Below are 14,500 nucleotides of genomic sequence, written 5' to 3' on the forward strand. Positions count from 1 at the left end.
GGACACTGCGAACGAGGCTGGTGTGGTGTTGAACTGCGCCGGTCGCGATCTGTTGTGCTCCAGACAGTCATTGAGTGCTTTGCCGGATTGATTGAAATGGCGCGTTCAGGTGCTGGGCGCGTTTAAGACTGCTTGGAGGTCGAATTGGACAAGAACATGAAAATCCTCATCGTTGATGACTTCTCAACGATGCGGCGGATCATCAAGAACCTGCTGCGTGACCTTGGGTTCACCAACACCGTCGAGGCCGACGATGGCACTACCGCCATCCCGGTGCTCAACAGCGGAAGCATCGACTTTCTGGTAACGGACTGGAACATGCCTGGCATGACCGGTATCGATCTGCTGCGCCACGTGCGTGCCGATGAAAAGCTCAAGCACCTGCCGGTGCTGATGGTGACCGCTGAAGCCAAGCGCGAGCAGATCATCGAAGCGGCCCAGGCCGGCGTTAACGGCTATGTGGTCAAGCCCTTCACGGCCCAGGCGTTGAAAGAAAAAATCGAGAAGATTTTCGAACGCATCGGTTGATGAGTGCGCCACGGGGGAGCTATGGGCAATAACGAAACTTCATTGGGCGATTTTGAATCGACCCTGAAAAAACACGCCGTCGAATTGGTCGCGAGCCTTGAAAAAGGCAAGTTCGGCGACGCGGTGCAATTGATCCATGAGCTCAACCAGACCCGTGACCGCGGCCTGTATCAGGAAGTGGGCAAGCTCACTCGCGAACTGCATAGCGCGATCGTCAATTTCCAGATTGACCCGCACATGCCGCAAGCCGAAGAAGTGTCGCAGATCACCGACGCCACCGAGCGCCTGGGGTATGTGGTCAAGCTGACCGAGGCTGCGGCCAACCGCACCATGGATCTGGTGGAAAGTGCCACGCCGCTGGTCAATGGCCTGGCGGATGAAGCCAAGGTGTTGAGCGCGGACTGGGGGCGCTTCATGCGTCGCGAAGTCGGCGCCGAAGAGTTTCGTGAACTGGCCCGGCGGGTAGACGGGTTCCTGACGCGCAGCGGCACGGACAATCGCGCGGTGTCGGGCAACCTCAACGACATCCTGCTCGCCCAGGATTACCAGGACCTCACGGGCCAGGTGATCAAGCGTGTGACCCAGTTGGTCACCGAAGTTGAAAGCAACCTGCTCAAGCTCGTGCTGATGGCCAGTCAGGTGGACCGCTTTGCGGGCATCGAACATGACCGTGAAGCGATGCTTGCTGAAAAAGATCCACAAAAACATCTCTCTCAGGGTGAAGGTCCGCAGATTCATGCCGATAAGAGAGAAGACGTTGTGTCCGGTCAGGACGATGTGGACGATTTGTTATCCAGCCTGGGATTTTAGAGTTTTAGAATTTTAGGTTTTTTGGGTTTTTAGACCTGTAGGAGCACCCCCCTTAATGAGCTTCGGCGCCGATGAAGAGATCCTTCAGGATTTCCTGGTTGAGGCCGGCGAGATTCTAGAGCAACTGTCCGAGCAACTGGTCGAGCTGGAAAGCCGTCCGGATGATGCGGATCTGCTCAATGCAATTTTTCGCGGTTTTCACACTGTAAAAGGGGGCGCCGGCTTCCTCCAGCTCAACGAGCTGGTGGAGTGCTGCCACATCGCCGAGAACGTGTTCGACATCCTGCGCAAGGGTGAACGTCGCGTCGACTCGGAACTGATGGACGTGGTTCTCGAAGCGCTGGACGCGGTGAACAGCATGTTCAGCGAAGTCCGCGAACGCAGCCCGATCACGGCCGCGACACCGGAACTGCTCGCGGCGCTGGCACGTCTGGCCGAGCCGCAATCGGCTGACGAGGTGGCTGCCGCACCTGTCGCCGCCTTGGTCGAAGCGCCTGTGGCTGAAGCCGAATCGGGCGATATCACCGACAATGAATTCGAACAACTGCTGGACTCGCTGAATGCCGTCAAGGCCCAGGCCGAGGCCCCAGTGGCTGCTCCAGCGCCTGCCAGCAATGCTGCCGGCAGCGACGAAATCACCGATGCCGAGTTCGAGTCGTTGCTCGATCAACTGCACGGTAAAGGCCAGTTCGCCGTCGATGCGGTGGTCCCGGCACCGGCTGCGCCAGAAGCACCGAAAGCGGCCGGCGACAGTTCCGATATTACGGACGACGAATTCGAAGCACTGCTCGACCAACTGCACGGCAAGGGTAACTTTGCTGTCGAAGCGCTGGAGTCGGCCATTGCTTCGGTGCCTGCAGCCGCAGCACCAAGCGCGGTGGCGGCCGGCAGCGATCTGATTTCCGATCACGAGTTCGAAGCGCTGCTCGACGAATTGCACGGCAAAGGCAAGTTCACAGAAGTGGGCGCAACGGCTGGAACGGCAACCGGCGCCAACGCCTCGGTTGCGGCACCGGCAGTCAAGGCTGTGGCGCCGAAACCCGTGGCCAAGGCTCCTGAGCCAAAAGCCGAAACACCGGCCCCTGTGGTCGCTGCTGCACCGGCTGCTGCCCGCGCCCCGGCCGCGCCTCCTGCGGAAAAACCGGCGAGCGAAGCCGAGACCACCGTGCGCGTCGATACCGCGCGTCTCGACGAGATCATGAACATGGTCGGCGAGTTGGTGCTGGTGCGTAACCGCCTGGTCCGCCTGGGCCTCAACAGCGGCGACGAAGCCATGTCCAAGGCTGTGTCGAACCTCGACGTGGTCACCGCCGACCTGCAGACCGCGGTCATGAAGACCCGGATGCAACCGATCAAGAAAGTCTTCGGGCGCTTCCCGCGCCTGGTTCGCGACCTGGCTCGCCAGCTCAAGAAAGAGATCAACCTGGAACTGGTTGGCGAAGAAACCGACCTCGACAAGAACCTCGTCGAGGCCCTGGCCGACCCGCTGGTCCACTTGGTGCGCAACGCGGTCGACCACGGCATCGAATCACCGGAAGAACGCGAAGCCTCGGGCAAGGCCCGGGGCGGCAAGGTCATCTTGGCGGCCGAGCAGGAGGGCGATCACATCCTGCTGTCGATCTCCGATGACGGCAAAGGCATGGACCCGAATGTACTGCGTTCCATCGCGGTCAAGCGCGGTGTGATGGACAAGGATGCCGCCGATCGTCTGAGCGACACTGAATGCTACAACCTGATCTTCGCCCCGGGTTTCTCGACCAAGACCGAGATCTCCGACGTATCGGGTCGCGGCGTGGGCATGGACGTGGTGAAAACCAAGATCTCCCAGCTCAACGGCTCGATCAACATCTACTCGGCCAAGGGCCAGGGTTCGAAGATCGTCATCAAGGTGCCGCTGACCCTGGCGATCATGCCGACACTGATGGTCATGCTCGGCAACCAGGCGTTCGCGTTCCCGCTGGTGAACGTCAACGAGATCTTCCACCTCGACCTGTCGACCACCAACGTCGTGGACGGCCAGGAAGTGGTGATCGTGCGGGACAAGGCGTTGCCATTGTTCTATCTCAAACGCTGGCTGGTCAGCTCCGCCGCTCACGAAGAGCAGCGCGAGGGCCATGTGGTGATCCTTTCGGTGGGCACGCAGCGGATCGGCTTTGTCGTCGATCAACTGGTGGGCCAGGAAGAAGTGGTCATCAAGCCATTGGGCAAAATGCTCCAGGGAACTCCGGGCATGTCCGGCGCCACCATCACCGGTGACGGCCGCATCGCGCTGATTCTCGATGTTCCGAGCATGCTCAAGCGTTACGCCACACGGCGTATTTGATTCTGGTGGAGCGGGGCGCCTGGCCTCGCTCCATCTAATGGAGTGTTTATGGCAGTCAAAGTCCTGGTGGTGGACGATTCGGGGTTTTTCCGCCGCCGCGTCTCGGAAATTCTTTCAGCGGATTCCAATATCCAGGTCGTCGGCACGGCGACCAACGGCAAAGAGGCGATTGATCAGGCGCTGGCCCTCAAGCCCGACGTGATCACCATGGACTACGAGATGCCGATGATGGACGGCATCACCGCCGTGCGGCACATCATGCAACGCTGCCCGACCCCGGTCCTGATGTTCTCCTCGCTGACCCACGAAGGCGCCCGGGTCACCCTCGATGCGCTGGATGCCGGCGCGGTGGACTTCCTGCCGAAGAATTTCGAAGACATCTCGCGCAACCCCGAGAAGGTCAAGCAACTGCTGTGCGAAAAGATCCTGAGCATCTCGCGCAGCAATCGGCGCGTCAGCACTTACAGCGCTCCGGCCCCTGTGGCCGCACCTGCTCCAACACCTGCGCCTTCGAGCATCGGCAGTTACGGCAGCAGCGCGCCCGTGCGTCCGGCTCCGGCACCGATCCCTGCACGTACGCATGGGGCCACCGCGTCGTCGCCCGCGCCGAAACGCAAAGTCTACAAGCTGGTGGCCATCGGTACGTCCACCGGCGGCCCGGTCGCCCTGCAGCGAGTGTTGACCCAGTTGCCGGCCAACTTCCCGGCCCCGATCGTGCTGGTCCAACACATGCCGGCCGCCTTCACCAAGGCTTTCGCCGAGCGCCTGGACAAGCTCTGCCGCATCAGCGTCAAGGAAGCCGAGGATGGCGACATCCTGCGTCCGGGCCTGGCGCTGCTGGCGCCGGGTGGCAAGCAGATGATGATCGACGGCCGCGGCGCGGTGAAAATCCTCCCGGGTGACGAGCGTCTCAACTACAAGCCGTGCGTGGACATCACCTTTGGTTCGGCAGCCAAGACCTACGGTGACAAAGTTCTGGCGGTGGTCCTGACCGGCATGGGCGCCGACGGTCGCGAAGGCGCGCGCATGCTCAAGCAAGGCGGCAGTTCGATCTGGGCGCAGGACGAAGCCAGTTGCGTGATCTACGGCATGCCGATGGCCATCGTCAAAGCTGAACTCGCCGACGCGGTGTACAGCCTGGACGACATTGGCAAGCACCTGGTCGAGGCCTGTATCTGATGGATGTTCTAAGCCTGATTGGCATCATCATGGCCTTTGTCGCGATCATCGGCGGCAACTACCTTGAAGGCGGTCATCTCGGCGCCCTGGCCAACGGCCCGGCAGCGCTGATCGTGCTCGGCGGCACCATTGGCGCCGCGTTGCTGCAATCACCGATGAGTGCCTTCAAGCGCGCCATGCAGATCCTCGCCTGGATCCTGTTTCCGCCCCGTGTCGACCTGGCCGGTGGCATCGACCGCGTGGTGAACTGGAGCCTGACCGCCCGCAAGGAAGGCCTGCTGGGCCTTGAAGGCATCGCCGACGCCGAGCCCGACAACTACGCGCGTAAAGGCCTGCAACTGCTGGTTGACGGCGCCGAGCCGGAAGCGATCCGCAGCATTCTCGAAGTGGATTTCTACACCCAGGAAAGCCGCGATGTCGAAGCCGCGAAGGTCTTCGAAAGCATGGGCGGTTACGCGCCGACCATCGGCATCATCGGTGCGGTGATGGGCCTGATTCACGTCATGGGCAACCTGGGCGATCCGTCGCAACTGGGTAGCGGTATCGCCGTGGCCTTCGTCGCCACCATCTACGGCGTGGCCAGTGCCAACCTGGTGCTGTTGCCGATCGCCGCCAAACTCAAATCCATCGCGTTGCGCCAGTCGCGTTATCGCGAAATGTTGCTGGAAGGGCTCCTGTCGATCGCCGAAGGTGAAAACCCACGCTCCATTGAGTTGAAGCTCCAGGGCTTCATGGATTAAGGGAGTACAGGGCCTGCTCACAGTAAATGATGGAGCGCGCAGCGCCCTGCGAGCCGCAAGACTAGGCACGAGGAGAGAGGTTTGGTTGTTTCAAATGAACGACGAGTAACGACGTATTGCGGCGCGCAGGGCGCTGCCCTTCGGGTTGGCGCTGTGATTGCGCCAGGCTGCGTTGCGCGACTTGAGAAGGGAGAAGCCATTCTCGGCGTCACGCGCCTTACCTGGCACAATCACAGCGCCAACGCGCTGCATCATTTACTGTGAGCAGGCCCTGATCATGGCTCGTCGTCGACAACATGATGAACATGTAAACCATGAACGTTGGCTGGTTTCCTACGCCGACTTCATCACCTTGCTGTTCGCCTTTTTCGTAGTGATGTACTCCATCTCTTCGATCAACGAAGGCAAGTACAAGGTCATTTCCGAAGCGCTGATCGGGGTCTTCACTGATTCCGATCGTTCGCTCAAGCCGATCCCCATCGGTGACGAGCGGCCGAAGACCGTGACCCCGGCCAAGCCGCTGGTCAAGGACAGTGACCAGGTCGATGCCGGTGTTGCCGGTGCCAGCGATCCACTGAAAAGCATCGCCGACGACATCAGTGCGGCGTTCGGTGACCTGATCAGCTCCAACCAGATGACCGTGCGCGGCAATGAGTTGTGGGTCGAGATCGAGCTCAATTCCAGCCTGTTGTTTGGCAGCGGCGACGCCATGCCCAGCGACATCGCGTTCAACATCATCGACAAGGTCGCGGCGATCCTGAAGCCGTTCGACAACCCGATCCATGTCGAAGGTTTCACCGACGATCAACCGATCCGCACTGCGCAGTACCCGACCAACTGGGAGCTGTCCTCGGCCCGCTCGGCCAGCATCGTGCGCATGCTGGCGATGCAGGGGGTGAACCCCGGTCGCCTGGCTTCGGTGGGCTACGGCGAGTTTCAGCCGGTGGCCAACAACGCCACCGCTGAAGGCCGCGCCCGCAACCGTCGCGTGGTGCTGGTGGTGTCGCGCAACCTCGATGTTCGCCGCAGCCTGACCGGCACCGGAACCGCCCATGCGCAACCGGATGCCGCATTGAAGCGTGCTGGCACACAAACTGCACCGACACCGGTCAAGTCGCCGGTACGAGAGAGCGCCGTCAATTCTCCGTCACCCGCATTAACACGTTGAGCTATTTCTCGGTCGATCCATTCGGCCGGGAGGAACAATCCGAATGAGAGTCTGGGCAGTCGCCAATCAAAAGGGTGGTGTCGGTAAAACCACTTCCTCCATCGCTTTAGCCGGTTTACTGGCGGAGGCGGGCAAGCGGGTGGTCGTAGTCGATCTCGACCCCCACGGCTCGATGACCAGTTACTTCGGCTACGATCCCGACGCCCTGGAGCACAGCAGCTACGACCTGTTCCTGCACAAGGGCAGCGTGCCGCAAGGCCTGCCGGGTCAACTGCTGCTGTCGACCAGTGACGAACGCATCTCCCTGTTGCCCTCCAGTACCGCACTGGCCACCCTTGAGCGCCAGTCGCCGGGGCAGAGTGGCTTGGGCCTGGTGATTGCCAAGAGCCTGGCGCAACTGTGGCAAGACTTCGATTACGCCGTGATCGACAGCCCGCCCTTGCTCGGCGTGCTGATGGTCAATGCCTTGGCGGCGAGCCAGCAACTGGTGATCCCGGTGCAGACCGAACATCTGGCGGTCAAGGGCCTGGAGCGTATGGTCAACACCCTGGCGATGATCAACCGCTCGCGCAAACAGGCATTGCCCTTCACCATCGTGCCGACCCTGTTTGACCGCCGCACCCAGGCGTCCCTCGGAACGTTGCGCGTGCTGCGCGACAAATTCCCCGAGGAAATCTGGCAAGGCTACATCCCGGTGGACACGCGCCTGCGCGATGCCAGCCGCGCCGGTCTGACGCCTTCGCAATTCGACGGCAAGAGCCGTGGCGTTCTCGCTTACCGTGCGTTGCTCAAGCATCTGCTGGCGGCGCAACTTGTTGCGCAGGTGGCGTGACATGAGCCCAATGCCCGTAGCGCCCCTGCAGGTCTGCCAATGAATCGGCCAGTGAAGACGACATCGCGCCCGCAACTGGCGTTGCAGTCGTATCTGGACAGCCTGCTGCAAGACGCAACCGAGGACTTCACGCCTGAGATCGAGGTGCTGGCCGAGATTGTCGAAGCGGTGAAAGTCGTCGAAGAGCAAGCGGTGTTGGACGAGTTCCAGGCCGCGGTGCTCGAAGAGCAGGCCCGGGATGCACAGAAAACCGCAGTGGCCGCCGCGCCGGTGGTCGCGCCTTTGGCAAAGACTCCCGTAGCCTTGGTCGAGGCCCTGGAACCCGTTCTGGCGCCGGTATCGACCCTTGCGCCGCTGTTGCAAACCCTGGTGGCTCCAGTCATTGAAGAGCCGGTAGCGCTGGTGGCTCCGGTGATCGAGGAGCCTCAGGCGCTGGTGCTGCCCGTCGTCGAAGTGCACCTGCCGCCGAGCAATACGCCGCCACCGGTGGAAACCGATGGTCGTCCATCCTGGGCTGCCGAACCCTTCGAGTGCCTGCTGTTCGATGTCGCCGGATTGACCCTGGCGGTGCCGCTGGTGTGCCTAGGGTCGATTTACTCCCTGGCCGGTCACGAGTTGACACCGTTGTTCGGCCAACCGGAGTGGTTCCTGGGCATCCTGCCGAGCCAGGCCGGCAACCTCAAGGTGCTCGATACCGCGCGCTGGGTCATGCCCGACCGTTACCGCGACGATTTCAAGCAGGGCCTGCAATACGTGATTTCGGTGCAAGGCTACGAGTGGGGGCTGGCGGTGCATCAGGTCAGCCGTTCGTTGCGCCTGAACCCGAATGAAATCAAATGGAGAAGTCATCGAGGTCAGCGGCCATGGCTCGCCGGCACGGTGATTGAACACATGTGCGCCTTGCTCGATGTCGCCTCATTGGCCGAGTTGATCGCAAGTGGCGGCGCCAAGCACATGTCTGGCAGCAAGCCGGGCCACAAACCGACATCAGTCAAATAAACAAAACAGGCGACGTCACTCTGATGATGTTGCACAGAACACACACCGCCAGGGCGGTTTCTTGAGGGGTCAGGGTATGAATGACAAGGCAACGGCGGCAAAAGGTTCCGAAGATCCGATCCTGCAATGGGTCACCTTCAAGCTGGACAACGAGACCTACGGCATCAACGTGATGCGCGTCCAGGAAGTCCTGCGCTACACCGAAATCGCCCCGGTCCCGGGCGCCCCGAGCTACGTGCTGGGCATCATCAACCTGCGCGGTAACGTCGTCACCGTGATCGACACCCGCCAGCGCTTCGGCCTGATGAATGCCGAGATCAGCGACAACACCCGTATCGTCATCATCGAAGCCGACAAGCAGGTTGTCGGGATCATGGTCGACAGCGTGGCCGAAGTGGTTTACCTGCGTCAGTCGGAAATCGAAACCGCGCCGAACGTGGGTAACGAAGAGTCCGCCAAGTTCATTCAAGGCGTGTGCAACAAGAACAACGAATTGCTCATCCTGGTCGAGCTCGACAAGATGATGAGCGAAGAAGAATGGTCGGAACTGGAGAGTATCTGATTGATTCTCGAGGTTGCGGTCATTGTCCTGTTCCTGTTTTGGGCAGGCACGCTGGCAATGTTCCTGGCGTACATTCGCGGTCAAAAGCAGATCGCCGCGCAACAGGCCAAGGGTGATGCGCAGCGTGATCAGCGCATCAAGGACCTGGCCAAGCGCGTCGACGACTACCAGAACGGCAATGTGCGCATGGGCGAAGACCTGTATGAACTGCGGGCGATCGTTGCGCCATTGCCGGACAAACTCGTTCAGCTGGAACAGCGCGATCCCACCAGCCTGTCGTTCGCCCAGGCGGCGCGACTGGTCGGGATGGGCGCCAGCGTCAACGAACTGACCCAGTCCTGCGGCTTGACCCAGGCGGAGGCGGAGTTGATGAGCAAGTTGCATAGAAACTAAAACGCAGATCAAAGATCGTCCGAACGCTGTTCGAGCTTTCGGGCGATTTTTATAGCGATTTGTCCTCTTCGGCCATTCGCGAGTCGAACGAATGACATTTGGTGGCTTGTAGACACCCAACTGTTTCCAGCTATCAATAGTTTCCCGTCGGGCAACAATGCATAGGTTTTCGCGGCATCCTCAATGCCAAACACTGAGATCGTTCTCCATCCAATGCCATTGGCGAAGCGAAGATCCAGACGCCCATTTGCCAGGTAGCGGCCTACGAGGAACTCACTTTTGTGTCCACTACCGCTCCGTCCATGAGCATTACCGATAGTCGTCGTGGTGTCATCGATTGATGACGCTCCCCCCAACCAGTAGCAGTCTTTCGGTCTGGGTTGTGTAATAACTGGTTTGCCTTCATTGAACGCGGTGTCGGGTCTACCGTCTGTTGTAAAACCCATCACCATACAGTCGTTGGTTCCCAAGCCGTCTTCAGCATAAGTGTAAGCAATGCCTATAGCGACTAGTCGCCCATCCGGTTTTATGGAGACTTGATTGCAGTGGATTAAGTGTTTTGGGTAGCTGATAGTTGTAAATCCGCCAGCGCCAAATGAGGTATCAAGTTGCCCGTCAATGTCAAGTCGGGCCAGAAGTCCATGTTCGAATTCCTTCTGGACTCCGCCAAAGACGAGGATCTTTCCATCCGCTTGGAGTGCATGTCGAGATAGGGTTACGGGATAACCGTCAAACTTGAGTTTTACGGACCCGCTATTGTTGAAGCTTGTATCGAGCACGCCATTCGCCAGGAACCGCATGACAATCCCGTATCCGTCTTGACCTTTAACTGCAGCGTGCACAGTCAACAATATCGTTCCATCGGATTGGACTGTCGCACTGTCCGCTATGCTGAAAGCCGTGGGTGCATGTTCGTTGTGCTGGGTTCTTGAAAGTGGTTCGGTTAATGGAAGATCAATGATGATCTGCCCGTTTTTACCAAACTCCGTGTCAGGTGTTCCATCGTCATTAAAGCGTGCCAAAACATGCTGGTACCCCTGTTCACCGTAATTGAAGCCCGACAACAGGATTTTTTCATCCGGCAGAACTGAAACCCCACCGCCCAGTGCCCTGACTCCAGGCAAGAAGTTACCTCTGATATATCCACTTGAACCACTTCCGCCAAACTGTGTATCGACATTGCCGTCTTCATTTAACCGCATCAGGCCAAACTGTTGATCATCGTTGCCATAGGTCGTTGCGCTTACGATGATTTTTCCGTTTGCATTCATCGCCATACCAGCGACATGGGAGGTAGTGGTACCAGGAAACATGTGTATTATTTTCCCGTTTTGTCCAAATGACGGATCAAGAAAGGGTGTGTTATCAGCAGGTGTTTGAACATTGATTTTCATGACGATGACCAGTCCTGGAGGGATGGGCTCACGGGTACAGGGCGTGTAGCCCGTGAAGTAGCACTGGCGCTACAAGCATCATTCAATATTCAAACAGGCATGCTCGCTACTGTCAGATCTGACAGTAGCGATGGACGGGCAACGACTGAACGTATCAGTAGTCGTCGCCACGCTCAGTAATGTCCTTCTCGACCATCAGCGCATCCGGACCCTGCCCCGCCGGAAACTTCCCCTTCAAACTCCACGCAAACGCAATGATCTCGGCAATCGTCAGATAGAGCTCCTGCGGAATGCTGTCCCCCAGCTCCATCCTCGCCAGCAGCCTCACCAACTCGGCGTTTTCGTAGATCGGCACTTCGCAGTCGCGGGCAATGCGCAGGATTTCTTCCGCCAGCGCTTCGTCGCCCTTGGCGGTGAGGGTGGGGGCGTGGGTGCCGTCGTATTTGAGGGCGATGGCCTGGCGTGGGGCGTTGGGGTTTTTCATGCGGTTTCGTCGACCCAGCGTTGTTCGAGGCGGGTTTGCGGGCCTTGGGGCGGTGTGCCGAGGTGGCAGTCCAGATCGCCGACGTTCAGGCCGGCGGACAGTAAGCGCTCACGCAGCCCGGCCAGATTGCTTTCGATCAGGCTGGCGGTGTAAGGCCGTTCGGCCCAGAGCTGGCTGGAGAGGCTGCCCTTGATCAGTTGCGCCTGAATTTGCAGCGGCCCCAAAGGCTCCATGGCGAAGGCCAGCTCCACACGCCACAGCTGTTGTTTGGGTTCGCGTTCTTCGCGACGTTCCTTTGGCTGTTCTTTTTCGGGCGCATCCTCACGCTGGAACTTGAGCTGCAATGGCACGATGTCTTGCAGATTGCGCATCGGGATTTCCAGCTGCCAGGTGCTCATCAGCCGCCCGTCGGCGGTTACGCCGGTTTGTTCCAGACTCGACAGTTGATGGCTTTGCAGGCGCGAAACCGCGGCGGCGGCCAGGCGAAGCAGGTGTTCGAGGTCGTTTTCACCATCGGCGCCTTGCAACTGGCGTTCGGGCAGCGGGAAACCGGTCGGCGACGGCTTGGCACTGACCTGGCCGAGCATGCCCAGGGCATTGCGGACAAAGTTCGGCATGGCCTGGGCCAGAGTGTTGGCGGCGATGATCGCGCCGAGGCTGGTGTTGGCCGGCAAGCCCTGACTCAACTGCGCAACCAGTTTGAGCAGGTCGCCCTTCATGTCCGGCGCGAGTGTCGGGTTTTGCCCGGTCAGCAGTTTGCTTTCGAGAAACACACCGCTGCTGGCCAGGGCCTGGGCCAGGCCCTTGTGGGTGCTCAACTGTTGAACATCCGGCAGGCCGGCGAGCAACCGGGCAGCGACGTTGCGTAATTCAACGGATGTCTGGTCCGAGGGCGCAAGGTTCTGCAGGAGCTTGAGCAAGCCGTCCAGCGACCCCTGGCGGCTTTGCTGGTCGACCAGTTGCCGGGTCACCGCCAGTTGTTCCTGTCGGCTGCTCAGGGGCACGAACTTCACGGTCTGGGCGTCCTGCACCTGCGCGCTCAGCAAGGTGCCGATGCGCAAGGGCTGTGGGCTGTCGATGCTCAGGGTACTGCCGCTCAGTGCGGTATTGAGCAGGCCCACCATCGAGCGAAACACCATGGGCTGGCCGGGCACCTGAGGCAGCACTTGCGAGGTCAGCACTTTGCCCTGTAGCAGGGTGCCAACGGGCAGTTGCGCGGTGTCGAGGCGGGTGAGGGTGGCGACGTTGGAGGCAATGGCCTGCTGCACCGTCACGGCCAGGTTGCCGGCCGAGGGTTGGCTGACGAGCAGCGTGGTGCCCTGGGCCAGCGGTTGATTGCTGGTGGTCTGGACCGTGGTCTGGCGGCCGCTGTCGAGGGTGACCTTGAGCAGCATCTGGAAAGTCTGGTCCGCCTGCTTGAGCGACAACACTTCGGCTTGGGCGGTTTGACCGACGCCGATCAACCCCTCCACCGGCGTCAGCAATTTTAGCAGCTCGCCGCTGACCACCTGCGGGCGTGACGTCGCCGGGAGGGTTTGCGGTAGCGGGAGGATGTTCATTTCGCCTGTCATACGCGGTCACAACCTGAGGAAAATGCACTCTTTAGAGTAAGGCATGGCATGTATAATGCCGCGCCGTTGTATCCAAAAATGGCGAAAACTTTGCAATTGTTTGACGCAGCTCTCTAGAACAAGACGTCATTGCATCTATGCTGCATCTCTTTAACGGCCGCGCCAGAGCCGACTTGAACCGTATAAGGCCCGTGAACCCTTGACCAGTCCTGTCCTGCAAACCGTTGCCCTTGCCTGTGAGCGAGACCTTCGGCTGCTCTTCGAAAATCTCGATTTGAGACTGGCCAGTGGCGAAATGATGCAAATCAGCGGCCCCAACGGCAGCGGCAAGACCAGCCTGTTGCGCCTGCTCTCGGGGCTGATGCAGCCGACCGCCGGTCAGGTGCTGCTCAACGGTCAGCCGCTGAACGAACAACGCGGTGAGCTGGCGCGCAACCTGCTGTGGATCGGCCACGCTGCCGGGATCAAGGATTTGCTGACGCCGGAAGAGAACCTGAGCTGGCTGTGCGCCTTGCATCATCCGGCGACCCACGAGGCGATCTGGCAGGCGCTGGCCGCGGTCGGCCTGCGCGGATTCGAGGATGTGCCTTGCCACACCCTGTCTGCCGGTCAGCAGCGCCGCGTTGCCCTGGCGCGCCTGTATCTGGACAGTCCGCCGCTCTGGATCCTCGATGAACCCTTTACCGCCCTCGACAAGCAGGGCGTGGCACAGCTTGAATCTCATCTGGCCGGCCACTGCGAGCGCGGCGGCATGGTGGTGTTGACCACTCATCACACGCTGAGCCGGATGCCGGCCGGTTATCGCGACATCGATCTTGGGAGCTGGGCCGTATGAGTGTTTTCGGCCTGCTGGTCGCCCGCGAGGCTCGTCTGCTGTTCCGCCGTCCGGCGGAACTGGCCAATCCGCTGGTGTTCTTCGCCATCGTCGTGTCCCTGTTCCCGTTGGCGGTCGGACCCGAGTCTCAATTGTTGCAAACCTTGTCTCCGGGACTGGTCTGGGTCGCGGCACTTTTATCGGTTTTGCTCTCGCTGGACGGGCTTTTCCGCAGTGATTTCGAGGATGGATCCCTCGAGCAGTGGGTCCTTTCGCCGCACCCCCTGGCTCTTCTGGTTTTGGCCAAGGTGCTGGCACACTGGGCTTTTTCCGGCCTGGCACTGGTTTTGCTCGCGCCTTTGCTGGCGCTGATGCTCGGTTTGCCTGCCGCCTGTCTGCCAGTGTTGCTGCTTTCGTTGCTGCTCGGTACACCGGTACTGAGCCTGCTCGGTGCGGTGGGCGCGGCACTGACGGTGGGCTTGAAGCGCGGTGGCCTGTTGCTGGCACTGCTGATACTGCCGTTGTACATCCCGGTGTTGATCCTTGGCAGTGGCGCCTTGCAGGCTGCCTTGCAGGGAATGCCGGCGACCGGTTATCTCCTATGGCTTGGCAGCCTGACCGCCTTGGCGATAACCCTGACACCTTTTGCAATAGCCGCTGGCTTGAAGATCAGCGTCGGCGAATAATGAGGTCTGGTTAAAAA

Annotated in this window: 15 protein-coding genes; 12 read left to right on the forward strand and 3 right to left on the reverse strand. The window is 60.1% G+C overall.

What is annotated here, in order from left to right:
- The first annotated feature begins 156 nt into the window (after positions 1 to 156).
- The 10 genes from KGA96_RS20700 (at position 157) to KGA96_RS20745 (ending at position 9,534) form a co-directional block, all read left to right on the forward strand.
- Positions 157 to 528 (forward strand): chemotaxis response regulator CheY, encoded by a 372-nt coding sequence (locus tag KGA96_RS20700; protein ID WP_003183998.1) that lies wholly within the window; start codon positions 157 to 159, stop codon positions 526 to 528.
- A 21-nt stretch (positions 529 to 549) separates the two neighbouring features.
- Positions 550 to 1,338, forward strand: a complete 789-nt coding sequence (locus tag KGA96_RS20705) for a protein phosphatase CheZ (protein WP_046037692.1) — start codon at positions 550 to 552, stop codon at positions 1,336 to 1,338.
- Between the two features lie 55 nt (positions 1,339 to 1,393).
- The gene (locus KGA96_RS20710) at positions 1,394 to 3,661 is read left to right on the forward strand and encodes a chemotaxis protein CheA (protein WP_223514823.1); all 2,268 of its coding nucleotides are present in this window, start codon (positions 1,394 to 1,396) and stop codon (positions 3,659 to 3,661) included.
- A 48-nt stretch (positions 3,662 to 3,709) separates the two neighbouring features.
- Positions 3,710 to 4,840, forward strand: a complete 1,131-nt coding sequence (locus tag KGA96_RS20715) for a chemotaxis response regulator protein-glutamate methylesterase (protein WP_046037690.1) — start codon at positions 3,710 to 3,712, stop codon at positions 4,838 to 4,840.
- On the forward strand, positions 4,840 to 5,580 hold the full coding sequence (locus KGA96_RS20720; protein WP_223467195.1) for a flagellar motor protein: 741 nt from the start codon (positions 4,840 to 4,842) through the stop codon (positions 5,578 to 5,580). Before KGA96_RS20715 ends, KGA96_RS20720 begins: the two co-directional genes overlap by 1 nt.
- Before the next feature lie 277 nt (positions 5,581 to 5,857).
- A complete protein-coding gene (gene motD, locus KGA96_RS20725; protein ID WP_046037688.1) occupies positions 5,858 to 6,748 on the forward strand; it encodes a flagellar motor protein MotD in 891 nt (296 codons plus the stop codon).
- Positions 6,749 to 6,791: 43 nt separating this feature from the next.
- Entirely contained in the window at positions 6,792 to 7,580 is a 789-nt protein-coding gene (locus KGA96_RS20730; RefSeq protein WP_046037687.1) for a ParA family protein, read from the forward strand.
- 39 nt (positions 7,581 to 7,619) lie between these two features.
- The gene (locus KGA96_RS20735) at positions 7,620 to 8,579 is read left to right on the forward strand and encodes a CheW domain-containing protein (protein WP_223514825.1); all 960 of its coding nucleotides are present in this window, start codon (positions 7,620 to 7,622) and stop codon (positions 8,577 to 8,579) included.
- Positions 8,580 to 8,655: 76 nt separating this feature from the next.
- Positions 8,656 to 9,141, forward strand: coding sequence for a chemotaxis protein CheW (locus KGA96_RS20740; RefSeq protein WP_007980742.1), 486 nt, complete (start codon positions 8,656 to 8,658; stop codon positions 9,139 to 9,141).
- Positions 9,142 to 9,534, forward strand: coding sequence for a DUF2802 domain-containing protein (locus KGA96_RS20745; protein ID WP_046037685.1), 393 nt, complete (start codon positions 9,142 to 9,144; stop codon positions 9,532 to 9,534). It begins immediately after the preceding gene.
- Between the two features lie 8 nt (positions 9,535 to 9,542).
- Here KGA96_RS20745 and KGA96_RS20750 read toward each other — a convergent pair whose 3' ends face one another.
- The 3 genes from KGA96_RS20750 to KGA96_RS20760 form a co-directional block, all read right to left on the reverse strand.
- Positions 9,543 to 10,928 (reverse strand): hypothetical protein, encoded by a 1,386-nt coding sequence (locus KGA96_RS20750; RefSeq protein WP_223514827.1) that lies wholly within the window; start codon positions 10,926 to 10,928, stop codon positions 9,543 to 9,545.
- A gap of 154 nt (positions 10,929 to 11,082) precedes the next feature.
- Positions 11,083 to 11,412 (reverse strand): EscU/YscU/HrcU family type III secretion system export apparatus switch protein, encoded by a 330-nt coding sequence (locus KGA96_RS20755; RefSeq protein ID WP_223514829.1) that lies wholly within the window; start codon positions 11,410 to 11,412, stop codon positions 11,083 to 11,085.
- Positions 11,409 to 12,983: a flagellar hook-length control protein FliK gene (locus tag KGA96_RS20760; protein WP_223514831.1), complete on the reverse strand. Its 1,575-nt coding sequence runs from the start codon at positions 12,981 to 12,983 to the stop codon at positions 11,409 to 11,411. Before KGA96_RS20760 ends, KGA96_RS20755 begins: the two co-directional genes overlap by 4 nt.
- Positions 12,984 to 13,182: 199 nt before the next feature.
- Here KGA96_RS20760 and ccmA point away from each other — a divergent pair, with 199 nt between their 5' ends.
- Positions 13,183 to 13,818 carry a cytochrome c biogenesis heme-transporting ATPase CcmA gene (gene ccmA, locus KGA96_RS20765; protein ID WP_046037681.1) on the forward strand — a complete coding sequence of 212 codons (636 nt, stop codon included), beginning with the start codon at positions 13,183 to 13,185 and terminating at the stop codon, positions 13,816 to 13,818.
- On the forward strand, positions 13,815 to 14,483 hold the full coding sequence (gene ccmB / locus KGA96_RS20770; protein ID WP_007980754.1) for a heme exporter protein CcmB: 669 nt from the start codon (positions 13,815 to 13,817) through the stop codon (positions 14,481 to 14,483). The genes ccmA and ccmB overlap by 4 nt, the downstream gene beginning before the upstream one ends.
- Positions 14,484 to 14,500 lie beyond the last annotated feature (17 nt).

The organism is Pseudomonas sp. GL-R-26, assembly GCF_019947365.1.
In the GTDB taxonomy this organism is placed as follows: Bacteria; Pseudomonadota; Gammaproteobacteria; order Pseudomonadales; family Pseudomonadaceae; genus Aquipseudomonas.